This window comes from Streptomyces sp. NPDC006294, from assembly GCF_042870895.1.
Classification (GTDB): domain Bacteria; phylum Actinomycetota; class Actinomycetes; order Streptomycetales; family Streptomycetaceae; genus Streptomyces.
On the sequence record NZ_JBIAHV010000013.1, the window covers coordinates 107137 to 131120 of the forward strand.

The window sequence follows — 23984 nt, forward strand, 5'->3', positions numbered from 1 at the left end:
GCTGTGCCGCTGGGGGCCCTTCATGACCAAGAGCACCACCCGCTCCGCCTCCGGCAGCCCCCTGCCGCCTCCGAAGGAACGGCGCAGGCTGCGGGAGGCGGCGTCCCTCTCGGAGGCCGCCGTCGCGGCGGCCGCCGGCGTCACCCGGGCGACGGTCCGCTCCTGGGAGACCGGGCGGACGAATCCCAGGGGACGCAAGCGCCAGGCGTACGCCAGGCTGCTGGCGTCGTTCGCCGCGCAGCACGAGCCGGCGTCCGCGAGCCCGGAGCCGGCGCCCGCGCCCGCGGACTCGGAGCCGGCGCCGCCGGTCGACCCGGCACCGCCGTCGGACCCGGCGCCGGAGCCCGAATCCGCGCCCGAAGCGGTCGCCGTCCCCGTCCCCGTCCCCGTCGTCCCGCCGCGGTCCGCGCCCGCACCGGAGGAGGCGTTCGACGCGCTGTACGAGGCGGCCGCCCCGGGACTCGTACGCCAGACGTATCTGCTCGGCGGCCGGCGCCGGCTCGCCCTCGAGTCGGTCGAGCACGCGTTCCACCTCGCCTGGCAGCGCTGGCCGGAGGTGGCCGTGGACCGGGATCCGGCGGGCTGGGTGCGGGCCGTCGCCCACGAGTACGCCATGTCCCCGTGGAACCGGCTGCGGGCCGTCCACCGGTACCCCGACGAACCGCCCCAGGGCCATCCCCTGGGCGCGCTGTTCGAGGCACTGCAGGAGCTGCCGCCGGCGTACCGCCGCGTCCTGCTGCTCCACGACGGCCTGGGGCTCGGCCTGCCGGAGACCGCGGCCGAGACGGAGGCCAGCACCCGGGCCACCGCGAACCGCCTGCTGCACGCGCGCGAGGCCCTGGCCGAACGGCTCCCCGAGCCGGCCGACCCGAGCGTGCTGCGGGACCGGTTGACGGCCCTGGCCGATGCCGGGGCCGAGCCGCTCACGGCCCCCGCGCCCGCAGTGCGCGGCGGCTGCGAACGCCGGGCCCGGGCCTGGACGCGGACCGTCGCCACGGCGACCGCGCTGATGGCGGCGGCGACCGTCTTCACCGTGGCCACCGCGCCGCGCCAGTACGAACCGCCGGCGTCGGCGACCCGGCAGATCGACGGCGTGCCCGGACCGCAGCACGGTCCGCACACACTGACGGCGGAGGAGAAGTCGCTGCGCGACAAGCTGCGCGAGGGGCCGGGCTCCGGACCGGAGCGCCTGGCGCCGATGGCCGACTGAGCGCGCTGAGCGCAGGCACCGGTACGCGCGGCCGCCCCGGAGATACGCGTGCGGGCCCGCCCCCGGTCATCCGGGTGCGGGCCCGCACATGTGCTGCGAAAGGTCAGCCGGCGAGAATCGCGCGCGCCAGCTTGGCCGTCTCGGTCGGCGTCTTGCCGACCTTGACGCCCGCGGCCTCGAGGGCCTCCTTCTTGGCCGCCGCGGTGCCGGAGGAGCCGGAGACGATGGCGCCGGCGTGGCCCATGGTCTTGCCCTCGGGGGCGGTGAAGCCCGCGACGTAGCCGACGACCGGCTTGGTGACGTTGGCCTTGATGTAGTCGGCCGCACGCTCCTCGGCGTCGCCGCCGATCTCACCGATCATGACGATCAGGTCGGTGTCGGGGTCGGCCTCGAACGCCGCGAGGGCGTCGATGTGCGTCGTGCCGATGACCGGGTCGCCACCGATGCCGACGGCGGACGAGAAGCCGATGTCCCGGAGCTCGTACATCATCTGGTAGGTCAGCGTGCCGGACTTCGACACCAGACCGATGCGGCCGGGCTTGGTGATGTCGCCCGGGATGATGCCGGCGTTCGACTGGCCCGGGGTGATGAGACCGGGGCAGTTCGGGCCGATGATGCGGGTCTTGTTGCCCTTGGACTTCGCGTACGCCCAGAAGGCGGCGGAGTCGTGCACCGCGATGCCCTCGGTGATGACGACCGCGAGCGGGATCTCGGCGTCGATGGCCTCGACCACGGCGGCCTTGGCGAAGGCCGGCGGCACGAAGAGGACGGAGACGTCGGCGCCCGTCTTCTCCATCGCCTCGGCTACGGAGCCGAAGACCGGTACCTCGGTGCCGTCGAAGTCGACGGACGTGCCGGCCTTGCGCGGGTTCACGCCGCCGACGATGTTGGTGCCGTCACCCAGCATGAGCTTGGTGTGCTTCATGCCCGTGGCACCGGTCATGCCCTGGACGATGACCTTGCTGTCCTTGGTCAGGAAGATAGCCATGGTTCTACAGTCCCTCTTCCCTTACTTGGCCGCAGCGGCGAGCTCGGCGGCCTTGTCGGCCGCTCCGTCCATGGTGTCCACGCGCTGCACCAGCGGGTGGTTGGCGTCGGAGAGGATCTTGCGACCCAGCTCCGCGTTGTTGCCGTCGAGGCGCACGACGAGCGGCTTGGTGACCTCTTCGCCCTTCGAGGCGAGCAGCTGCAGCGCCTGGACGATGCCGTTGGCGACCTCGTCGCAGGCGGTGATGCCACCGAAGACGTTGACGAACACGGACTTGACGTCGGGGTCGCCGAGGATGATCTCGAGGCCGTTCGCCATGACCTCGGCGGAGGCGCCGCCGCCGATGTCGAGGAAGTTGGCGGGCTTCACGTTGCCGTGGGCCTCACCGGCGTAGGCGACGACGTCGAGGGTCGACATGACCAGGCCCGCGCCGTTGCCGATGATGCCGACCTCGCCGTCGAGCTTGACGTAGTTGAGGTTCTTGGCCTTGGCGGCAGCCTCGAGCGGGTTGGCTGCGGCCTTGTCCTCGAGGGCCTCGTGCTCCGGCTGGCGGAAGTCGGCGTTCTCGTCGAGCGAGACCTTGCCGTCGAGGGCGAGGACCTCGCCGCTCACGACCTTGGCCAGCGGGTTGACCTCGACGAGGAGCGCGTCCTCGGCGATGAAGGTCTTCCACAAGGTCACCATGACCTCGGCGACCTTCTCGGCGACCTCGGCCGGGAACTGGGCCTGGGCGACGATCTCCCGGGCCTTCTCGATGGAGACACCCTCGTTGGCGTCGACCGGGACCTTCGCCAGCTTCTCGGGGGTCGTCGCGGCGACCTCCTCGATGTCCATGCCGCCGGCGACGGAGGCCATGGCCAGGAAGGTGCGGTTGGTCCGGTCCAGGAGGTACGAGACGTAGTACTCCTCGGCGATCTCCGGAGCGGTCTCCGCGATCATCACCTTGTGGACCGTGTGGCCCTTGATGTCCATCCCGAGGATGTCCGTCGCACGGGCGACGGCCTCGTCCGGGGTGGCCGCCAGCTTGACGCCGCCGGCCTTGCCGCGGCCGCCGACCTTCACCTGCGCCTTGACGACCGACTTGCCGCCCAGTCGCTGGGTGGCCTCGCGCGCCGCCTCAGGCGTGTCGATGACTTCACCGGCCAGCACCGGTACACCGTGCTTGGCGAAGAGATCCCTCGCCTGATACTCGAACAGGTCCACGCGCAGTCCGTCCCTTTTCTGATGATCGCGGTTCGTTTTCTGCGTGGGCGTGCCGCGAAGGGCAACGTGACTGCTCTTGTCACAAGGGAGGCACACACGGTGTCCGTGGGCGCGGCATGTCCGCCTGGCAGGTTATCCCCGCCGGACGCGCGCCCCTAAATCGCAGATCACACCTGAGCGGTGATTACGGTCACAACGGCCGCCCCGGCGTGGCGCCCGTACCGCGTCCGGCGCGCCTCCGCGACGACAGAAGGCCGGGACGCCCCCGGAAACCTCGGGGACGTCCCGGCCGTGTGCCGGCCCGCTGGTCAGGCACCTGGCGGGTGCCTGACCGGGTCGTTGCTCAGATGCCGTACGGCAGGTAGCTCGGGGTCACGTCGGACACGACGCCCCGCACCCCGCGGACCGCGTTCCCGGCGAGCGGCGCGGCGTCGCCCGTGACGTTCGTCGCAAAGTCGTGCGTGAACGGCTCGACCTCGGACACCACACCGGCGGCGAACGGGTCCACCTGGCCGGTCGTGCCGTAGGCCAGCCCGGTGGCGCTGCCGGCAACCCCCTCGGCGAGCGGCGTGACGTGGCCGGCCACGGTGTCGACGAGCGGCTGCACCTCGGAGACCACACGGGCCGCGAAGGGCTGCGCCTCGTCGGCGACTCCCGTCGCGAACGGCTGCACCTGGGAGACCACCCCGCCGGCGAACGGCTGGGCGTGGCCGGCGACACCCTCCGCGAACGGCTGCGCGTCGGCGGCGACGCCCTGGGCGAAGGAGCCCGCGTCTCCGGCGGCCTGGGCGGCGACCGGCTGGGCGCCGGCGAGGGCGGTCGCGAGGATGGGCGGCAGCACGGCAGCGGAGGTCTCGTCGACGATCGGGGCGGACGCCTCCACCGCGCCCTGGGTACGGGCCCCGGCACCGGCCGGGGCCTGCTCGAGCTCCTGCACGAAGGCGGAGAGGGGACCGAAGAGGTAGTCGATGTCGGCGTCGACCGCGGGGGCGGCCGGGACGGACGGGGCCTCGACGGAGGGGAGGTCGACGGACGGGACGTCCACGGAGGGAGCTTCGACCGACGGGGTGCCGACGGACGGGAGCTGGGCGTCGGGCAGCTGCGCGTCCGGCAGGGACGGGGTCTCGTACGAGGGGACGGTGCCCTCGACGTACTGGCGGGCCTGGTCCTGGACGTCGGCCGTCAGGCCCTCGAGGCCGGTCGAGGGCAGACCGTGCCGCGCTTCGGCACTGACGACGCCCTGGTCGGCGACCTGGACACCGGCCGAGGCGCCGTCGGCGCGCGGACCGCTTCCACGGTCGGCTCGACGCCCGCGGCAGTCGCTGCAGTCGCTGCAGTCGCGGTGCCGGCGCCGGCGCCGGGTGCGGACCGGTCGGCCACGCGCCTCGGTTCATCCGCGTGCCCGGCGGCCGTCGGCCCGTCGGTGCCGAGCCGTGCGGCCGGTCCGGCGGACTCGGGCTCCGCGGAGCCGGAGACCCCGGCCTCCGCGGACACCGGGGCCTGCGCCTGTGCCTGCGTTCCGGCCGGCCGGGACTCCGCCACGCGGCGGCGGTGGCCTCCGGCCGGACATCGGCCCGGGCCGGAGCGGCGGCGCCGGACCCGGTCTCGGCCGCGGACGCGGGAGCGCCGAAGAGAAGACCCAGCGTCAGCACTCCGCCGAGGATCAGCAGGACCCGCAGCGTCCACGGCCCGGACACCGTCCGGCGCAGCGCGCGCGGGACGGCAGCGGGGCGGAGCACTGCGGCAGTCACGGTGGAGGGGCTCACTCTCGGGTCGGCTTCAGCCGGGACGCACGCGATGCCCGCACGAGGCTCCCGGGGCGACGCAAGTCCCTCGTTACCGATGACACGTCATGTCCCCTACTGTCATTGATGAGCCACCATGTCCGGTATGGGGAGCGGCCGTTTCTCGATGGCCGCCGCCATGACGTCCGGAAAAAGGTCCGGCGTGCAGGCGAACGCCGGTGCTCCGAGGGCCGCGAGGGCTGCGGCGTGCTCCCGGTCGTAGGCCGGCGCACCTTCGTCGGAGAGCGCCAGCAGAGCGACGAACTGCACTCCGGACGCCTTCATCGCCGCGACCCTCTTCAGCATCTCGTCGCGGATTCCGCCCTCGTACAGGTCGCTGATCAGTACGACGACGGTGTCGGCGGGGCGGGTGATCTGCGACTGGCAGTACGCGAGCGCCCGGTTGATGTCGGTCCCGCCGCCCAGCTGGGTGCCGAACAGGACGTCCACCGGGTCGTCGAGCTGGTCGGTGAGGTCGACGACCGCCGTGTCGAAGACGACGAGCCGGGTCGCGATGGAGCGCATCGAGGCCAGCACCGCACCGAACACCGACGCGTAGACGACGGACGCCGCCATCGAGCCCGACTGGTCGATGCAGAGCACGACCTCCTTCTTCACCGACTGGGACGCGCGGCCGTAGCCGACGAGCCGCTCGGGGACGACGGTGTTGAACTCCGGCAGGTAGTTCTTCAGGTTCGCCCGGATCGTGCGGTCCCAGTCGATGTCGCGGTGGCGCGGCCGGTTGATCCTCGCCGAGCGGTCGAGCGCACCGGTCAGCGTCGACCGGGTGCGGGTGGCGAGCTTCTTCTCCAACTGGTCGACGACCTTGCGCACGACGGCACGGGCGGTCTCCTTCGTCGTCTCCGGCATGGCCTTGTTGAGCGAGAGCAGGGTGCCGACGAGATGCACGTCCGCCTCGACGGCCTCGAGCATCTCCGGCTCCAGCAGCAGGGTGGACAGCCCGAGCCGGTCGATCGCGTCGCGCTGCATGACCTGGACGACCGAGCTGGGGAAGTAGGTGCGGATGTCGCCCAGCCACCGGGCGACGGACGGCGCGGACGCGCCCAGCCCCGCCGACCTGGCGCCGCCGCGGTTCCCGCGTCCGCTGCCGGGACCGGTGCCCGCGCCGTTTCCGTACAGGGAGGCGAGCGCCCCGTCCATCGCGGCGTCCGTGCCGGTCAGTGCGCGGCCCGTGCCGTCCGCGCCGGACTCGCCGCCCAGCACCAGCCGCCACCGCCGCAGCCGCTCGTCGTCCGCGCTCGCGCCGCGGTCCTCGGCGGTCGCCTCACCCGTGTTCAAGCCGGTGCTCACCGTCATCGGGCCACCCCCGCCAGGTCGTTGTCGTCGATTCCGAGCAGCATCCGCAGCACGGGAGTCACCGCGTCCGCGCGCGCCGTGTCGAGGCCGGGCCCGAAGCCGGGTGCGCCGGCGTCCGTCCGCGCCGGTCCGGCCGCCGGCCCCGGTCCACGCCGGACGAGCTCGCCGAGCGTGCGGCGCACCCCCGGTTCGTACGCGGAGAAGGTGCGCCGCAGCAGCGGCAGCACATCGGTGAACGCGCCGGCCGGCACGCCGGACAGCCACGCGTCTACGAGGCCGAGCAGGCGCTCGTCGTGCACCAGCAGCAGCCCTCCCCCGGACGCGCCGCCGACGAACCCCTCGATCCAGGCCGCCGCTTCGGCCGGCTCGGTGCCCGGAGAGAGCGCGAGCGCCATCAGGCGCGCGGCCTCGTCCTCCTCGAGCCGCCCCTCGTCCAGCAGCAGCCGGGCCGCGCGGCCGCGGATCACTCCGGGGACGGTGTCGCGGGCGGCGAGCTTGTTCAGCACGGACCGCCAGCGCTCGCCCATGCCGCCGCCGGCGTCCGGAAGCAGGGCGACGGCGGTGTGCACGCCGTCGAGGTGCTCGCGCATCTGGGCCGCCCCGTCCGCGTCGAGGCCGGTGCAGGCGGGCGGCAGGCCGACGCAGATCCGTTCGGCGAGCCCCGCGGCGACCTCGCCGAGCGCGGCCGTGCCGGTGCTCCGTACGTCGCCGTACCGCAGCGAGCGGGCCAGTGCGGGCAGCGCCTGGGCGAGGTGGCCGACGTCGGCGTCGAGAGCGGCCCGGTCGGCGAGTGCCTTCATCACCACGGGGAGCGCGTCGGGCAGTTCCGCGAGGAGGCACTGCTCGGCCAGTGCGGTGACCTCGGCGAGCGCCGTCGCCGAGACGGCCCGCGCCTCGGCCTTGGCGGTGGCGGCGGCGAGCACCGTGGTGCCCCAGACGCCGGCCTCCGCGACCTTCACCGACAGCTCGGGCTCCCAGCGCAGCCGCCAGCTCTCCCGGAACGTGCCGGTGCTCCCGCGGCCCGTGACCGGCTCGCCCCAGCCGACCGCGAGCAGCCGCAGCCGGTGCAGCAGGCGGCTCCTGGCGGCGTCGATCTCCTTGCGCAGGTCGAGGTCCAGCTCGCGTTCGAGCGCCTCCGGCTTGAGCCGCAGGCTGCGCTGCTGCCTGGTCAGGTCCCGCTGGAGCGGCACGGCGGGCGCCGTGTCGGGCACCTCGCCGAGGACGTCCCCGACGATGAGCCGGTCCCTGACGAGGTCGAGCGGCACGTCGGAGCCCTCGCACATCACGGCCCGGACGGCGTCGACCGTCTCGGTCAGCCCGGCGAGCGGCCGGCCCCGCATGACGGCCAGCGTCCCGGCGAGCCGGACGGCCTCGATGACGTGCGCCGACGACACCATGCGGTCCTCGTCCCGCAGCAGCCTGGCGATCTTCGTCATCCAGCGCTCGACGGGCCGGTCGGGCGCGCCGAAGAGATGGCCGTACCAGCCGGGCGAGTCGATGCCCGCGCCGTACCCGGAGCGGCGGGCCAGCCTGCGGTGGGTCCAGGGCACCCAGGTCATCTCGGTCCTGATCTTGGGGAGTCCCTTGAGGAGCGCCTTGTCGGCGGTGACCGTCGCCTTCGTCTCCAGCGCCGGGACGTGCCAGGCGCCGCAGACGACGGCGACCGCGCCGTCCCCGAACTCCTTCCTGGCCGCGCGGAGCTGGAGCCGCATGTACGCCTCGCGGACGAGGTCCCTGTCGTGCCCGCCGTGGCCGTACGTCTCCCGGAGGGCGGTCATGGCCTCCCCGAGCGCGGCGAACGGCGCGAACGGATCGGCCGCCCCGCCGGCGCCGCCCGTGGCGTCCGCGGCGTCCGGGGAGGCGGCGCCGCCCGTGGCGTCCGGGGAGGCCGCTGACGCCTGCGTGCCGTGGCCGCCGCGCAGTTCGACGACGTCCTCCCACCACCGTTCCGGGTCGTCGTACCCGGTGGTGGCGGCGAGTACCGCGATCGGGTCGATCCGCACATCCGCCGGCTCCCCGGCCCCCTCCTCCTTCCGCGCCGCCGGCGCCTCCCGCTCGTCGCGGAACTCGTCGGTCATCGCGAGCGAATGCGCGGCGGGCAGGTCGATGAAGCGCACCGCGGCGCCGTTGGCCAGCGCCCACCGGATCGCCACCCACTCCGGGGAGAACTCGGCCAGCGGCCAGAAGGCGGCCCTGCCCGGGTCGTCCGTGGCGTGGGCGAGCAGGGCGACCGGCGGACGCATCTGCTCGTCGGCGGCCAGCGGCAGCAGGGCGTCGCCCTCCGGCGGGCCCTCGATCAGTACGGCCGCGGGCGCGGCCGCCTCCAACGCGGCCCGCACCGCCCGGGCCGAGCCCGGTCCGTGGTGGCGGACTCCGAGCAGGAGCGGGCCGGTCATGCGCTCACCTCGCGGCAGGCGCGGTAGAAGTCCTTCCAGCCGTCCCGCTCGCGGACCACGGTCTCCAGGTACTCCTGCCAGACGACCCGGTCGGCGGCCGGGTCGCGCACGACCGCGCCGAGGATGCCGGCCGCCACGTCCCCCGGCCGGAGCACGCCGTCACCGAAATGCGCCGCCAGCGCGAGGCCGCCGGTGACGACGGAGATCGCCTCGGCCGTCGACAGCGTGCCGGACGGCGACTTGATCTTCGTGCGGCCGTCGGTGGACACGCCGTCGCGCAGCTCGCGGAAGACCGTGACCACGCGGCGGATCTCCTCCAGGCCCTCCGGCGCGGCAGGCAGGTCCAGCGATCGCCCTATCTGGTCGACGCGCCGCGAGACGATGACCACCTCCGCCTCGGCCGTCTCCGGCAGCGGCAGCACGACGGTGTTGAACCGCCGGCGCAGGGCGCTGGAGAGGTCGTTGACCCCGCGGTCGCGGTCGTTGGCGGTGGCGATGAGGTTGAAGCCGCGGACCGCCTGCACCTCCTGCCCCAGCTCGGGCACGGGCAGGGTCTTCTCCGACAGGATCGTGATGAGCGTGTCCTGCACGTCGGCCGGGATGCGGGTCAGCTCCTCGACCCGCGCGGTCATGCCCTCGGACATGGCGCGCATGACCGGACTGGGCACCAGCGCGTCGCGGCTGGGGCCGTGCGCCAGCAGCTGGGCGTAGTTCCAGCCGTAGCGGATGGCCTCCTCGGGGGTGCCTGCCGTGCCCTGCACCAGAAGGGTGGAGTCGCCGCTGACGGCCGCGGCCAGATGCTCCGACACCCAGGTCTTCGCGGTGCCCGGCACGCCGAGGAGCAGCAGGGCGCGGTCGGTGGCGAGTGTGGTGACGGCGACCTCGACGATCCGGCGGGGCCCCACGTACTTCGGCGTGATCACGGTGCCGTCGGTGAGTGTGCCGCCGAGCAGATACGTGGCGACGGCCCACGGCGACATGCGCCAGTTCACCGGTCGCGGCCGGTCGTCGAGCGCGGCCAGCGCCCGCAGTTCGTCGGCGAAAGCGTCCTCCGCGTGCGGCCGCAGGGCTTCGGCTCCGGTGGTCCCGGCGGTTTCTGACACGGTCATGGAATCCCCCTCCAGATCGTTCGACCCGATGTGAGAACAACCGTGCACCATGCCACTGACAGCCGCCCCGCCGCTGCGACATGACCGCAGGTCAGATGCGCTTTCGGCGAAAGTTCGGAGGGTTCTCGTCACCCGACCCGGCGACCGGTCCGAGCGGCCGGGCCGGCCTGGGCCGGCGCACCGCGTCGCCGGCGTGCGGGGCGGGGCGATCCGGTGTCCGGGGCGATTGTCAGTGGTCGGCCGTAGCGTCGTTCCCATGCTTCTGACAAACGGGGAAACGTCGTCGCAGGCCATGGCTCAGGGCGCCCGCTGGGCGACCGAGCAGGTGCTGTCACTGGCTCCTGACGACGCGTCACGCAAGGCGGGGAGCAAGCTGGGCGCGGCCGGGCCCTGGTCCGCCGCGGGCTGCGACGCGGCGGGGGCCGTATGGGGTCTGTGCAAGGGCAGCGGCAGCAGGCCGTACCAGACCGTCGTGGACACCACCGGTCCCGCGTACAAGTGCGGTTGCCCGAGCCGCAAGTTCCCGTGCAAGCACGCGCTGGGACTGCTGCTGCTCTGGGCCTGCGACGAACAGGCCGTGCCGGGCTCCGGCTCCGCGCCCGACTGGGCGGAGGAATGGCTGTCGGCGCGCAGGGAACGCGCCGCCGGCAAGGAACAGCCGGACGCCGGCGCGGGCGCGAAGAGCGCCGACCCGGAGGCCGCCCGGCGGCGGGCCGGGCGCCGCGCCGAACGGATCACCGCGGGCGCCACCGAGCTGGAACAGCGCCTCGCCGATCTGTTGCGCGGCGGCCTCGCGGCGGCCGAGCGGTCCGGGTACGGGCTCTGGGAGGAGACCGCCGCCCGCATGGTCGACGCCCAGGCCCCCGGACTCGCCGCACGAGTAAGGGACTTGGGGGCGATACCGGGCTCGGGCCCCGGCTGGCCGGTACGGCTCCTGGAGGAGTGCTCCCTGATCCATCTGCTGGACTCCGCCTGGCTGGGGCGCGAGGCCCTGCCGGAACCGCTGGCCGCGACGGTCCGCACCAGGGTCGGGCTCTCCTCCGCCGCCGAGGGGTCGGCCGTCCGGGACCGCTGGCTGATCCTCGCCCAGTACGACTCCTTCGACGGCAAGCTCACCACCCGCCGCATCTGGCTGTACGGGCGCGCCTCCCGGCGGGCCGCGCTGCTGCTGTCCTTCGGCGCGGGGGGCCGTGCGCCACAACTCGCGCTGCCCGTGGGGCTGATGATCGACGCCGAGGTCACTCCGCACACCGGCAGCGGCCCGAGGGCCGAACTGGGCGAGCAGTTCACGCTGCCCGTCGCCATCGACGCACCGCCGCCGGGCGGACCGTGCGCCGATGCGGTCGACGCGTACGGACAGGCCCTGCGCGAGGACCCGTGGCTGGGCTCCTGGCCGGTCACCCTCACCGGCGTCATACCCGTGCCCCTACCCGGCGGGGAGGGATGGCAGCTCGTCGACGCCGACGGCGGGGACGCGCTGCCCGTCGCGCCCGCCGCGCTCGCCCGCCCCGGGCTGTGGAAGCTCGTCGCGCTCGCCGGCGGCCGGCCGGTCACCGTCTTCGGCGAGTTCGGCCACCAGGGTTTCGTGCCGCTGACCGCGTGGCCCGCGGACATGTCGGAGACGGTCCCGCTGATCTGAACGCCCAGGAACGGGAGGGAAACCCATGACCCGCACGGCCAGTACGTCACCGTGGGAAGAGATCGTCACCTCGGCGCTGCTCGGCACCGACCGCCGGACGCCGCCGGCCGGCCTGACACCCGTCGGCAAGGAGGCGCCCGTCGCCCTGCTCGACGCCGCCGCGCTGCACACCGTACGGCGCCGGGCGGGGCTGTGCCCCGCGGTGCCGGCCGGCAGCGCACCCGACCCCGCGCCGCACGACGCCCGCCCCGCCCTGCCCGGGCCGGCGCGGCGGCGGCTCGTCCAGCTGCTGGCCGACCGTGCCGGGCCCTCCGGCGCCGGCGGCCGGCGCGGCACCGCCCCCGACCTCACCGAACTCCTGCCCCAATGGCTCGCCGCCGCCAACGATCACGGCTACCGCGCGCCCGCGTCCGTCCTCCCCGCGCTGCTCGACGCCGCCCGGGGCCGAACGGACCTGCGCCCGCAGGCGCTCGAGTTCGCCGGCCCGCGCGGGCTGTGGCTCGCCCGGCTCAACCCGGAGTGGAAGTACGCGCTGCGCGGCGGATCCGCGGGCTCCGCCCTGCCCGCCGTCGACGACACCGAGGCCGTACGGACGCTGTGGGAGGAGGGCCTGTTCGCCGAACGGGTCGCGCTGCTCGCCGCGGTACGGGCCCATGACGCCGACGCCGCCCGGGCACTGCTCGGCACGACCTGGTCCACCGAGCGCGCCGAGGACCGGCTGATGTTCCTCGACTCCCTGCGGGCCGGGCTGTCCGACGCGGACGAGCCGTTCCTGGAGCGGGCGTTGTCCGACCGCAGCCGCAACGTCCGCTCCACGGCCGCGGAACTCCTCTCCGCGCTGCCCCGCTCCGCCCTCGCCGGCCGCATGGCCGCCCGTTCCGCGTCCAGCGTCGCGATCGACCGCAGCGGTGACACCTCGGGAGCCATCACCGTGGAGGCGCCCCACGAATGCGACGCCGACATGCAGCGGGACGGCATCGTCCCGACCCCGCCGTCCGGCCGCGGTGAACGGTCCTGGTGGCTCGGTCAGCTGGTCGAGGCCGCCCCGCTCTCCGTCTGGCCGGGCCGGCTCGGCGGGCGCTCCCCCGAGGAGATCGTGGCGCTGCCCGTCTCCGACGGCTGGGCGGACGAACTGCACGCCGCGTGGTGCCGGGCGGCGGCCCGGCAGCGCGACGCCGACTGGTCCCGCGCTCTGCTCGGCTCCCCCGCCACGTCGCCGTCGACCGGGCCCGGCACGACGTCCCCGGCCGAACGCTCGAAGCTCCTCGCCGCGCTCCCCGACGACGAACGCGCCGCCTGGGTGGCCCGGTTCATCGCCGCGCACGGCCTGCCGGAAGCGTTCCAACTCCTCGGCGTGTGCGCGGTGCCGTGGGCTGAGCCGCTGGGACAGGCAGTCGTCGACGCCCTCGAGATCGCCCGGGACGCGGGCAGCTATCCCTGGAGCTTCAGCGGCGTGATGGGCCTGGCGGAACGCTGCCTGTCCCCCGACGAGGCCACCCGCCTGGAGATCCTCACGGCCACTCCGGACGACCAGGAGAACGCGTCCCCGGGGGCGGGCAGCTACTGGTCCGAGGCGTTCCAACGCCTCGTCTCCACGCTGCGCCTCCGCGCGACGATGTCCCGAGAACTGGCCGCTTAGCGAGGCCCTGCCCGGTGCAGGGCGTGGCGTCCTCCGCGACGGGGCGCGGTGGGGGGCGCGGCGTCCCCTGGGCGGGCCCGGTCGGCGGGGTGGGCCGGCTGTCCGGTGGGGGCGCGGCGTCCCCGGAGCGGGCGGCCTGCCCTCTCCGGTGGGTGGTGCGGGGGCCGGGGCCTCCGGAAAGGGTCCCGGACTGCTTTCTCGGGCATGCCCCCCGAGCCGCACCCGGACGCAAGCGCACAGGACCGGGCCCCGCCCGGTGACCAGCACAAAGGACCGGGTTCCGCCCGGCAACCCAACCGGGACCGGGACACACCCGGGGGCGTACCCGGGCCGGGACACGCCCGGAAGCGTGAGGCCCGGTCCGCCGCCCTTCCCCACAGTCCTTCGGGCATGGGAGGCACCCCCATCCGGGCTACGCCGGGACGCGGACGTTCGCGTTGACCCAGTCCACGATCGACGCCGTCGTCGCACCCGGCGTGAAGATCTCCGCCACGCCCTGCTCCTTCAGCGGAGCGATGTCCGCCTCGGGGATGATCCCGCCGCCGAAGACCTTGATGTCCGCCGCGTCGCGCTCCTTCAGCAGCGCGATGACCTTCGCGAAGAGCGTGTTGTGCGCACCGGAGAGGATCGAGAGACCGATCGCGTCGGCGTCCTCCTGGATCGCCGTGTCGACGATCTGCTCGGGCGTCTGGTGGAGCCCGGTGTAGATGACCTCCATACCGGCGTCGCGCAGCGCTCGCGCGATCACTTTGGCGCCGCGGTCGTGGCCGTCGAGACCCGGCTTGGCCACCACCACGCGGATCGGACCAGTCACACCCATCACTGCCTCCTGGCTCCCCGCGGCCGTACCGGGACACGGGGAAGTGAACGAACGTTATCTCCAGCATCCCGCACGGGGCCGTTTCGCGGCGCGCGGGGAGGGGGAAATCACACGTGGGACATTTTCGCCGAGCGTCGTATCTGCTTCGGACCCCGCGCACGCCCCAGGCGCGGCCCCGCAGGCACGGTCGCACGGGAAGCCGCCGCAGGTCCACCACAGGTCGCCGTACCACCGTGCCGAGAGCCGCACGGCACGGTGGTACGGCGACGCCGAGGCGCGGAGCCGACCGCACCGCGCCCCGGACGGTCGTGCGCGCTTCCCATGAGGGCACGCGGGGGAGAGCCGCCCCCGCCGTGCCGTACGGGAGGTCGTCGTGAGGACCCCACGTCTGCCCGCCGCGCTGCTGCGGGCCACCGCACTGGAGCTGGTGATCCTCGCCGGACATCTGCTCCTCTACCCCACCGGCCTCACTCCGGAGCGCCGCCGCCGCACCCGCCCGGCGCCCGCGCTGCCGAGGTCGCCCGCCGCCGTGCCGACCGTGCTGCTGCACGGCTTCGCCGACAACCGCTCGGTGTTCGTGCTGCTGCGCCGGGCGCTCGCCCGGCGCGGTCCCCACCCGGTCGAATGCCTCAACTACTCGCCCCTCACCTGCGACATCCGGGCCGCCGCGGATCTGCTCGGCCGGCATGTCGAGGAGATCTGCGCGCGCACCGGACACCACGAGGTCGACATCGTCGGACACAGCCTCGGCGGTCTGATCGCGCGCTACTACGTGCAGCGCCTCGGCGGTGACCGGCGCGTCCGCACCCTGGTCACGCTCGGTACCCCGCACTCGGGCACCACCGTGGCACCGCTCGCGAGCGCGCATCCGATCGTGCGGCAGATGCGGCCGGGTTCGCCGGTGATCGAGGAGCTGCGGCTGCCCGCGCCGGGCTGCCGGACCCGGTTCGTCAGTTTCTGGAGCGATCTCGACCGGATCATGGCGCCCGTCGAGACGGCCCGGGTCGACCATCCCGACCTTCTCGTACAGAACGTGCGAGTGAGCGGAATCGGCCATCTCGCACTGCCGGTTCACCCCGCGGTCGCCGACAGTGTCCGCGAGGCGCTCGAGTCGGGCGTGTCGGACATGGACGGTTCCCGTTCCGCTTCCCCCGGTTCCGCGTCCGCGCCCGCATCCGTCGCCTGAACCGACCGACCGGCATCGATCGATCGAACAGTTCTCGAACGTAGGGCCAAGGCTCCGGCCATGGACCGCCGAAACGCGACCGAATGCCCGTTTCCTGATTGCGTAGATGCCGCCGAAGATTGTCGCCGTCGCGTACCGCCGGGTACAGTCGCGCCACTGCTTCCCCCTGGGACCCCCCGTGCAAACAGGCGGTTCCGGAAAACAGTTCCTGCTGTCGAGGCGAGAGAGAAGTTGGTGAACGACCAGCACGCCCACGCCGGGTACGGCGGCAACGCCACCGGCAGCTTCGACTCGGATCCGCTCTTCGGGGCCCTGCCGGGCGGTTACGAGGCGGGCCACAGCGGCCAGTACGACGCGTCCCAGTGGGACGCCGGCGCCGGCGGGCACCAGTCCTACGGCGACATGACGCTCCAGGCCCAACAGCCGCAGCAGGAACAGGGTTACGAGCAGCAGCAGTACGCGCAGTACGACACGACCGGCCAGTACGACGCCACCGCCGGCCAGTACGAGTCGACCGGCCAGTGGGACGCGAACGCCTGGAACGAGGCGGGCGGCACCGGCCAGTACGAGACGGCCGCGGCGACCTTCGCCCACGACGCGACCGGCCAGTGGACCCCCGGCGCCTTCGAGACCGGCAGCTACGACGCCACCGCGTGGAACTCCGCGACCGCCACGCCGGACGGCCTGGTCCCCCAACAGTTCGTTCCGGACCAGGGGTTCGCCCAGCCCGCCGAGTACGCGACGCAGGACACGTACACCGCGCACGACGCGTACGCCGCCTACGAGACACCGGACGCGTACGGCGACAACGGGTACGAGTCCGTCCCCTTCGAGACGGAGTCCGCGTCCGAGCACGGGACCGGCCCGGAGGCCGACTACGCGACGGAGTACGAACCGGCGCCCGCGGCGGAGTACCAGCCGGCCGAGTACGAACAGGCCGAGTACGAGCCGGCGGACGGCGCCGAGCACGCCGAGCCCCAACGCGCCGAAGCCGGGGCCGAGGACGGCTCGGACCACAACGCGATGACCCAGACGATGGCCTCCGTGCCCGTCGTGCCGGCCGCCCCCGTCGAACCCCGCCCGGTGCGCCGTTCCGGTGGCAGCCGCGGCCGCCGCCGCACGCCCGCGAAGCGCTCGGCGCTCCTCAGCGTCGCCGTGCCGTCCGCCTGCGTGATGGGCGTGGCCGGTGTCGCCGCCGCGTCCGTGAGCGGCCTCGGCGGTGAGACGAAGGACGACAAGAGCAACGTGGCGGCCCCCGACCCCGGTTCCGTCGAGCCGGTCGCCGCCAACAACGCCATGGACACCCAGCTCGCCGCGCTCAGCGCCGACGCCCGTGACTTCGGCGACCGCGCCTCCCGCACCCAGGAGCGCATCGACCTCAAGGAACGCCAGGCGGCGGAGAAGAAGAAGCGCGAGGAGGAGGCCGCACGCCGCGAGGCGCTGCGCCCCAAGTTCATGCTGCCGGTGAAGCTGCACCAGCTCAGCGCGTACTACGGGCAGTCCGGCGTCAACTGGATGTCGCTGCACACCGGTATCGACTTCCCCGTCCAGTACGGGACTCCGGTCATGGCCGCCACGGACGGCAGCGTCCGCACCCAGTGGAACAGCGCCTACGGCAACATGGCCATCGTGACGGCGGCGGACGGCACGGAGACCTGGTACTGCCATCTGAGCAGCACCAAGATCCGCAGCGGCTGGGTCAAGGCCGGTGACGTCATCGCCTACTCCGGCAACTCCGGCAACTCCACGGGCCCGCATCTGCACTTCGAGGTCAGGCCCGGCGGCGGCGCGGCCATCGACCCGCTGCCGTGGATGCGCAGCAACGGCATCGACCCCACCCAGGGCTGACCGGCCCCACGCACCACCGAAGCCGGCCCCCGAGGGGGCCGGCTTCGTCGTCGGCGGGACCCTTCTCGGCGCCCCCGGCGCGTCAGAGCTTCTCGACCGGCGCGTACCGCAGCAGCAGCCGCTTCGGCTTCTCGTCCCCGAAGTCGATCGTCGCCTGCGCCTCCGAGCCCGCGCCCTTCACCTCGACCACGGTCCCCAGCCCGAACTGGTCGTGCGTGACCCGGTCGCCCACCACCAGTGAGATCACCGGCTTGTCGCTCGTACGCCGCGTGGCGAAGCCCGACGCGCCGCCGCGGGAACGCGACGACGACAGCGAGGACGCGATACCGGACGTGGGCCCGGCGGGCGCGGCCATCGGGCCCGTCCGCTTCCACGTCAGATGCTGGACGGGGATCTCCTCGAGGAACCGCGAGGGCGGGTTGTACGAGGGCTGACCCCAGGCGCTGCGCATCGACGAGCGGGTCAGATAGAGCCGCTCGCGGGCGCGGGTGATGCCCACGTATGCCAGGCGCCGCTCCTCCTCGAGCTCCTTCGTCTGCCCCAGCGCCCGCATGTGCGGGAAGACCCCGTCCTCCATGCCGGTCAGGAACACGACGGGGAACTCGAGGCCCTTGGCGGTGTGCAGCGTCATCAGCGTGATGACGCCGGTGTCCTCGGAACCCGCTGCGTCAGCAGCAGATTCAGCAGGTGCGTCGGGGATCTGGTCGGAGTCGGCGACGAGTGCCACCTTCTCGAGGAACTCGGCGAGCGTGCCGGCCCCTTCCCCCTCGCCGCGCTCCTGCTCGAACTCGAGCGCCACGGCCGCCAGTTCCTGGAGGTTCTCGACACGGGTCTCGTCCTGCGGGTCCGTGGACGCCTGCAGTTCGGCGAGATAGCCGGTCCGCTCGAGCACGGCCTCCAGCACGACGGCCGGGCCGGCGCCCGAGTCGACGATGGTCCGCAGCTCCTCCATGAGCACGTTGAACCGCTTGACCGCGTTGGCCGAGCGGGCCGCCATGCCGTACGCCTCGTCGACCCGCTTGAGGGCCTGCGGGAAGGTGATCTTCTCCCGGAGCGCGAGGGCGTCGACCATCGCCTCCGCGCGCTCGCCGATGCCGCGCTTCGGCACGTTCAGGATGCGGCGCAGCGGGACGTTGTCCTCGGGGTTGGCGAGGACGCGCAGATAGGCCAGCACGTCGCGGACCTCCTTGCGCTCGTAGAAGCGCACCCCGCCGACGACCTTGTAGGGCAGGCCGACGCGGATGAAGATCTCCTCGAAGACACGCGACTGGGCGTTCGTGCGGTAGAAGACGGCGACGTCGCCGGCCTGCGCCTCGCCCTGGTCGGTGAGCCGGTCGATCTCGTCGGCGACGAACTGGGCCTCGTCGTGCTCGGTGTCCGCGACGTAGCCGGTGATCTGGGCGCCCTCGCCCGCGTTGGTCCACAGGTTCTTGGGCCGGCGGGACTCGTTGCGCTCGATGACGGCGTTGGCGGCGGACAGGATCGTCTGGGTGGAGCGGTAGTTCTGCTCCAGCAGGATCGTCGTCGCGTCCGGGTAGTCCTCCTCGAACTGGAGGATGTTGCGGATGGTCGCGCCGCGGAAGGCGTAGATCGACTGGTCGGCGTCGCCGACGACGCAGAGCTCGGCCGGGTCCAGGTCCTCGTAACCGGTCCCCACCAGCTCGCGCACGAGCGTGTACTGCGCGTGGTTGGTGTCCTGGTACTCGTCGACGAGGACGTGCCGGAAGCGGCGGCGGTAGTGCTCGGCGACGTCCGGGAACGCCTGGAGGAGATGGACCGTCGTCATGATGATGTCGTCGAAGTCCAGGGCGTTGGCCTCGCGCAGCCGCGCCTGATACATCCGGTACGCCTCTGCGAGCGTCTTCTCGAAGCCGTCCTGAGCCTGGTCGGCGAAGGTCTCCTCGTCGATCAGCTCGTTCTTCAGGTTCGAGATCTTGGCGCTGAAGGACTTCGGCGGGAACTTCTTCGGGTCGAGGTCCAGATCGCGGCAGACGAGCGACATCAGCCGCTTCGAGTCGGCGGCGTCGTAGATCGAGAACGACGAGGTGAAGCCCAGCTTCTTGGACTCGCGGCGCAGGATGCGCACGCACGCGCTGTGGAAGGTCATGACCCACATGGCGTTGGCACGCGGGCCCACCAGCTGCTCGACGCGCTCCTTCATCTCGCCGGCGGCCTTGTTGGTGAAGGTGATCGCCAGTATCTGGCCGGGGTGCACATGGCGGGTCCCGAGCAGATGCGCGATGCGGTGCGTGAGCACCCGCGTCTTGCCGGAGCCGGCGCCGGCCACGATGAGCAGGGGTGACCCTGTGTGCACGACAGCGGCGCGCTGCTGTTCGTTCAGCCCGTCGAGGAGCGCGGCGGGGTCCACGACAGGGCGCGGCGCGCCGTCGCGGTAGTACCCGTCGCGGGCCGGGGGCACGTCGAAGGCGCCCTGGAAGAGGTCGTCCGGGATCTGCTCCGGAGCCGAGTCCTCGGGCGGCGGCGGATGCTCGTCCGCTTGGGGCTGGAGGTCCGCCAGGAAGCTGTCGTCAAAGAGGCTGCTCATCGCTTAACGAGTCTAGGCTGCCCCACCGACAACCGTGGCCGCACGCCGAACACCGGCAGCGGGCGACGGTGGGTGACGGCGCGATTCCGCCAGGCGACGAAGCCGCCTCCGGGAGCTGGCACGGGATCATGCGCCGAAAAAGGTCACGAAAATGTATCGGACATATCGAACATCAACCTTCACAGCGGCTGCACGAGTTGGCTAGCGTGCTCGACCAGGCGGCCCGCACCCCTCCCGGCGAACCACGCCGAACGGGCGGCCTGCGCCGAATCCGGCCTCCGGCAACGGAGTTCGGAACCGGGGACCCACCCTCCCGACACCGTCCTCGACGCGGGAGGACCCAGTACCACCGGGGTGAATCGGACCGCGCGCCACTCGGTCCGTAGGGCACCTTCCGTTCGCCCGAACCCGACAGCTAACCCGGTAGGCGGTCCACGGAAGAAGGAGATGCCGGCCTTGGCGTCGCATCGCAAGCCCCGCAGCCGAAGCACCAAACCGTCCTCCGCCGTCGGATTCACCACGGCAGCCCTCGCGGGTGTGACCCTGCTCTCCACGCAGAGCGCGACCGCCGCGCCCGCCGAGCCGAAGCCCAGCATCGAAGAGGTGCAGAAGAAGGTCGACGACCTGTACCGGCAGGCCAGCAGCGCCACGCAGGAGTACAACAAGGCGAAGGAAGCCACCGCGGACAAGCGCCAAGAGGTGGACCGGCTCCTCGACGAGGCGGCCAAGCGCACCGAGAAGCTGAACGAGTCCCGCCGCGAGCTCGGCAACTACGCGGCCGCGCAGTACCGCACCGGTTCCGTCACGCCCACCGCCGCGCTGATGTTCGCGGACAGCCCGCAGGCGTACTTCGACCAGACGCAGCTGATGGACCGGATGACGGCCCAGCAGCGCACCGCGGTCACCGAGTACGAGACCGAGCGGGCCGCGGCGGCCAAGCAGCGCACGGCGGCGACGAAGCGTCTCGAGTCCCTCACGGACTCCCAGGAGGCGCTGCGCACCAGCAAGCAGACGGTGCAGACCAAGCTCGCGGAGGCGCGCACCCTGCTGTCGACGCTGACGGCGGAGGAGAAGGCACGGCTCGCCGCGATCGAGCGGAAGAAGGAGGAGGAGGCCCGCCGCAAGGCCGAGGCGAAGGCCGCGGCCGAGGCCGCCGCCAGGGCGGAGGCCGAGCGGCAGGCCCGGGAGCGCGAGACGGCCCCGAGCACGGACCCCGGCACGACCGACCCGGGAACGGACACCGGTACGGGCACCGGCACGGACGACGGCACCTACGCGGCGAAGGCCGACAAGGTGCTGGCCTTCGCCCGCGCCCAGATCGGCAAGCCGTACGTGTGGGGAGCGACGGGCCCGAGCTCGTACGACTGCTCCGGCCTCACCGCGGCCGCCTGGAAGGCGGCCGGGGTGGACCTGCCGCGCACCACCTGGGACCAGGTGAAGGTCGGCACCCGCGTCGCGACGGCGGATCTGCTCCCCGGCGACCTGGTCTTCTTCTACGACGACATCAGCCACGTCGGGATCTACATCGGCGACGGCAAGATGATCCACGCCCCCAAGCCGGGCACGAACGTGCGCGAGGAGTCCATCTTCTACATGCCGATCTACGGCAGCGTCCGCCCCGCCTGACCGCGTTCGCACGAGTGCCCGGGCGGTCGAGCCGCCCGGGCGCCGGCATGTCCCGCCCGGATCAGGTCCAGAGGGTGGCGATGAAGACGTTGACCATGGTCAGGCCGCCGACCGCGCCGAACAGCGCCTTGTCGACCTTCTCCTCGTCCCGCTTGACGTAGACGAGGCCGAGGATCACCACCAGGACCGCCAGCTTGACGCCGATCTTGAGGTTGTTCACCGTCTGGTCGTCCGCCTGGTTCAGACCCACCAGCGCCACGCCCGTGACCAGCATGGTCAGCGCGCCGTGCAGCATCGCCGGGTTGAAGCGGGCCGTGCCCTCCCCCATCGCCTTCATCTGGGTCAGGAATCCGCCCAGCAGCGAGGCGATACCGATGATGTGCAGGGCGACGAAGACATTGATGAGTACGTCCATGGCCGGAGCCTAACCCTCCCCATACCACCGCCCGTCGGGCAGGTGTGCCCGCTCCGCCGCATCGGTCGGCAGGCCACGGCAATGCGGAACCGCGACGCCCCCGGGACGGTCGGCAACCGGTCCCAAGTGTCCATCTTCGATACTTTGCGGTCCTTCCGTCCCGTCCCCGTGACCGCGGCGTCTAGCGTCCTGCCCCAGGTGGCCGACTCCCCGCCAGCCGTCGTACAGCCGGACGGCACTCGGCCGCCACCGCCGGGATGTCCGGCGGCGGGCCGCTCCCCTGTGCGGCCCGCCGCCGGACGCGAACGGCGGGCAGCGATCGACGGAAGGACGTGGAAGCCCTCGTGGCAGCCCACCGGAAACCAAGGCCGCGCCTGTTCAGCGGGCCGGCCGCCCGTACCGCGGTCACCCTCGCCCTCGCCGGCGTGGCGACCGGCACCGCATTCGAGGGCACGGTCCAGGCCGAGCCCCGCCTCACCCCCGCTCAGGTCAAGAGCCGGGTCGACAGGCTGTACCGGGAGGCAGAGGCCGCCACCGAGAAGTACAACGGCGCCAAGGAGCAGACGGCGAGCGCCCGCAGGTCGCTCGACGCGCTGCGCGACGAGGCCGCGCGCAGGACCGAGCGGCTCAACGCCTCCCGCAACGCCCTCGGTTCGATCGCCACCGCCCAGTACCGCGACGGCGGCATGGACCCCGGACTGCGCCTCGCCCTCACCTCCGACCCACAGGACTATCTGGAGCGCGCCGCCCGCGCCGAACGGGTCGGCGCCCGGCAGGCCGCCACGATCGCCGGGGTCCGGCGGCAGTTGAGAGAACTGGCGGACCTCCAGGAGCAGGCCGCGGAGAAGATCGCCACGCTGGAGGCCCGCCGCAAGGAACTGGCCCGTCACAAGGCCACGGTCCGCGGCAAACTCGCGGCCGCCGAACGGCTGCTGGCCAGGCTCACCGCCGAGCAGCGCGCCGCGTACAACGACGGCGGCTCCACCCGGGCGCCCGCCCGCGCCGACCGCGCCGACGCCCCCCGTGGCCCGCTGCGGGCCCCGAACAGCCGGGCCGCCCAGGCCGTCGCGTACGCGTACGGGGCGCTCGGCAAGCCGTACGTGTGGGGCGCGACGGGGCCCGGCTCCTACGACTGCTCGGGCCTCACCCAGGCCGCCTGGCGCGCCGCCGGGGTGTCGCTGCCGCGCACCACGTACACGCAGATCAACGCCGGCGAACGCGTTCCCCGCTCCCGACTCGCCCCGGGCGACCTGGTGTTCTTCTACTCGGGCGTCTCGCACGTCGGGCTCTACATCGGCGGCGGCAGGATGATCCACGCGCCACGGCCCGGCGCCCCGGTGCGGATCGCGCCGATCGACGAGATGCCGTTCGCGGGGGCGGCCCGTCCCGCGTGACGGCAGTGTCGCCGTGCCGTCCGTGCCGGTAATCCGTTGGCGGGAGCCCCGGTCCGGGTGGCACCATCCTGGGGCCCCGCCCCCGTCGCCCGACCGGCAGGAGACCACGTGGACGTCGACGTCCAGAACTATGTGCGCACCCTCGCACGCCGCTCGCCCGGCCACATGCGTGTCGGCCCCTTCACGGTCCGCTACGACGCCGACTGGCCCATCCCGCCCGTCAATTACGCCGTCCCCGACCACGGCGCGAACCCCACGCCCGGCGACATCAAGGCACTGGTCGAGGCCTTCCGCGAACGGGACCGGCTGCCGCGCCTGGAGTTCCTGCCGTCCTGCGCACCCGCCCTCGAACCGGCGCTGCTGGCCGCCGGGTTCACCGTCGAGCGGCGCGCCCCGCTGCTCGCCTGCTCCCCCGAGGCACTGGTGACGCCGCCGCCGGTGCCCGGCATCACCCGCACGGTGCTGACCGACGAGGCCGGCCACCGCGCCGCGGCCGCCGTGCAGCACGCGGGCTACGGCATGGACGGCGAGGTGACGGAGGGCGAGATCGCGGCCCTGCGGCGCGTCACGGAGGGCGGCGGCGTCGCGGCGCTGGCCATGGACGACACGGACGGCGCCCCGGTCGCCGCGGGCAGCTGCTCGATCCCCGTCGGCGGCCTCAGCGAACTGACCGGCCTCGCGGTCGCCGCCTCGCACCGCCGCAGGGGCATCGGCGCCGCCCTGTCCGCCTATCTGACGGCCCGGGCCTTCGAGCGGGGCTGCCGCACGGTCTGGCTGGAGCCCGGCGACGCGGACGTCGAACGCGTCTACGCCGCCGTCGGCTACACCCGGGTCGGCGACAAGACCGACATGTCGCTGAGCTGAA

At 73.2% G+C, this 23984-nt stretch carries 17 protein-coding genes and 1 riboswitch; of the genes, 8 read left to right on the forward strand and 9 right to left on the reverse strand.

Annotation, left to right across the window (positions count from 1 at the left end; genetic code table 11):
- The first annotated feature begins 22 nt into the window (after positions 1-22).
- The gene (locus ACFYOP_RS23545) at positions 23-1210 is read left to right on the forward strand and encodes a sigma factor-like helix-turn-helix DNA-binding protein (RefSeq protein WP_356895344.1); all 1188 of its coding nucleotides are present in this window, start codon (positions 23-25) and stop codon (positions 1208-1210) included.
- 103 nt (positions 1211-1313) lie between these two features.
- On the opposite strand, the gene sucD is transcribed toward ACFYOP_RS23545, so the two are convergent.
- The 6 genes from sucD to ACFYOP_RS23575 all read right to left on the reverse strand — a co-directional run bounded on the left by sucD (position 1314) and on the right by ACFYOP_RS23575 (position 10007).
- Positions 1314-2198, reverse strand: a complete 885-nt coding sequence (gene sucD, locus ACFYOP_RS23550) for a succinate--CoA ligase subunit alpha (protein WP_356895342.1) — start codon at positions 2196-2198, stop codon at positions 1314-1316.
- Positions 2199-2219: 21 nt separating this feature from the next.
- The gene (gene sucC / locus ACFYOP_RS23555; protein ID WP_356895340.1) at positions 2220-3401 is read right to left on the reverse strand and encodes an ADP-forming succinate--CoA ligase subunit beta; all 1182 of its coding nucleotides are present in this window, start codon (positions 3399-3401) and stop codon (positions 2220-2222) included.
- Positions 3402-3744: 343 nt separating this feature from the next.
- Complete coding sequence (locus tag ACFYOP_RS23560; RefSeq protein WP_356895338.1) at positions 3745-4446, reverse strand: hypothetical protein; 702 nt, start codon at positions 4444-4446, stop codon at positions 3745-3747.
- A gap of 820 nt (positions 4447-5266) precedes the next feature.
- Positions 5267-6502 (reverse strand): VWA domain-containing protein, encoded by a 1236-nt coding sequence (locus ACFYOP_RS23565; protein WP_388452654.1) that lies wholly within the window; start codon positions 6500-6502, stop codon positions 5267-5269.
- Positions 6499-8898, reverse strand: coding sequence for a DUF5682 family protein (locus ACFYOP_RS23570; protein WP_356895336.1), 2400 nt, complete (start codon positions 8896-8898; stop codon positions 6499-6501). Before ACFYOP_RS23570 ends, ACFYOP_RS23565 begins: the two co-directional genes overlap by 4 nt.
- On the reverse strand, positions 8895-10007 hold the full coding sequence (locus tag ACFYOP_RS23575) for an AAA family ATPase (protein WP_356895334.1): 1113 nt from the start codon (positions 10005-10007) through the stop codon (positions 8895-8897). The genes ACFYOP_RS23570 and ACFYOP_RS23575 overlap by 4 nt, the downstream gene beginning before the upstream one ends.
- Before the next feature lie 256 nt (positions 10008-10263).
- Between ACFYOP_RS23575 and ACFYOP_RS23580 the strand changes: the two genes are divergently transcribed.
- Positions 10264-11646 carry an SWIM zinc finger family protein gene (locus tag ACFYOP_RS23580; RefSeq protein WP_356895332.1) on the forward strand — a complete coding sequence of 461 codons (1383 nt, stop codon included), beginning with the start codon at positions 10264-10266 and terminating at the stop codon, positions 11644-11646.
- Between the two features lie 25 nt (positions 11647-11671).
- Entirely contained in the window at positions 11672-13285 is a 1614-nt protein-coding gene (locus tag ACFYOP_RS23585) for a DUF5691 domain-containing protein (protein WP_356895330.1), read from the forward strand.
- A 412-nt stretch (positions 13286-13697) separates the two neighbouring features.
- On the opposite strand, the gene ACFYOP_RS23590 is transcribed toward ACFYOP_RS23585, so the two are convergent.
- Positions 13698-14105 (reverse strand): cobalamin B12-binding domain-containing protein, encoded by a 408-nt coding sequence (locus ACFYOP_RS23590; protein WP_356895328.1) that lies wholly within the window; start codon positions 14103-14105, stop codon positions 13698-13700.
- A 373-nt stretch (positions 14106-14478) separates the two neighbouring features.
- Between ACFYOP_RS23590 and ACFYOP_RS23595 the strand changes: the two genes are divergently transcribed.
- Together ACFYOP_RS23595 and ACFYOP_RS23600 are read left to right on the forward strand one after the other, a co-directional pair.
- On the forward strand, positions 14479-15291 hold the full coding sequence (locus tag ACFYOP_RS23595; protein ID WP_356895326.1) for an alpha/beta fold hydrolase: 813 nt from the start codon (positions 14479-14481) through the stop codon (positions 15289-15291).
- Between the two features lie 234 nt (positions 15292-15525).
- Positions 15526-17139 (forward strand): M23 family metallopeptidase, encoded by a 1614-nt coding sequence (locus ACFYOP_RS23600; protein ID WP_356895324.1) that lies wholly within the window; start codon positions 15526-15528, stop codon positions 17137-17139.
- Positions 17140-17221: 82 nt separating this feature from the next.
- Here the strand turns inward: ACFYOP_RS23600 and pcrA are convergent, their stop codons facing one another.
- On the reverse strand, positions 17222-19684 hold the full coding sequence (gene pcrA, locus ACFYOP_RS23605) for a DNA helicase PcrA (protein ID WP_356895322.1): 2463 nt from the start codon (positions 19682-19684) through the stop codon (positions 17222-17224).
- Positions 19685-19937: 253 nt separating this feature from the next.
- Positions 19938-20130: riboswitch (cyclic di-AMP (ydaO/yuaA leader) on the forward strand.
- 1 nt (position 20131) lies between these two features.
- Here pcrA and ACFYOP_RS23610 point away from each other — a divergent pair.
- On the forward strand, positions 20132-21310 hold the full coding sequence (locus ACFYOP_RS23610) for an NlpC/P60 family protein (RefSeq protein WP_356895320.1): 1179 nt from the start codon (positions 20132-20134) through the stop codon (positions 21308-21310).
- Positions 21311-21371: 61 nt separating this feature from the next.
- Here the strand turns inward: ACFYOP_RS23610 and ACFYOP_RS23615 are convergent, their stop codons facing one another.
- Positions 21372-21725, reverse strand: a complete 354-nt coding sequence (locus ACFYOP_RS23615) for a hypothetical protein (RefSeq protein ID WP_356895318.1) — start codon at positions 21723-21725, stop codon at positions 21372-21374.
- Positions 21726-22069: 344 nt separating this feature from the next.
- On the opposite strand from ACFYOP_RS23615, the gene ACFYOP_RS23620 reads away from it, so the two are divergent.
- Positions 22070-23119, forward strand: a complete 1050-nt coding sequence (locus ACFYOP_RS23620) for an NlpC/P60 family protein (RefSeq protein WP_356895316.1) — start codon at positions 22070-22072, stop codon at positions 23117-23119.
- 108 nt (positions 23120-23227) lie between these two features.
- Entirely contained in the window at positions 23228-23983 is a 756-nt protein-coding gene (locus tag ACFYOP_RS23625) for a GNAT family N-acetyltransferase (RefSeq protein WP_356895314.1), read from the forward strand.
- Position 23984: the final 1 nt, after the last annotated feature.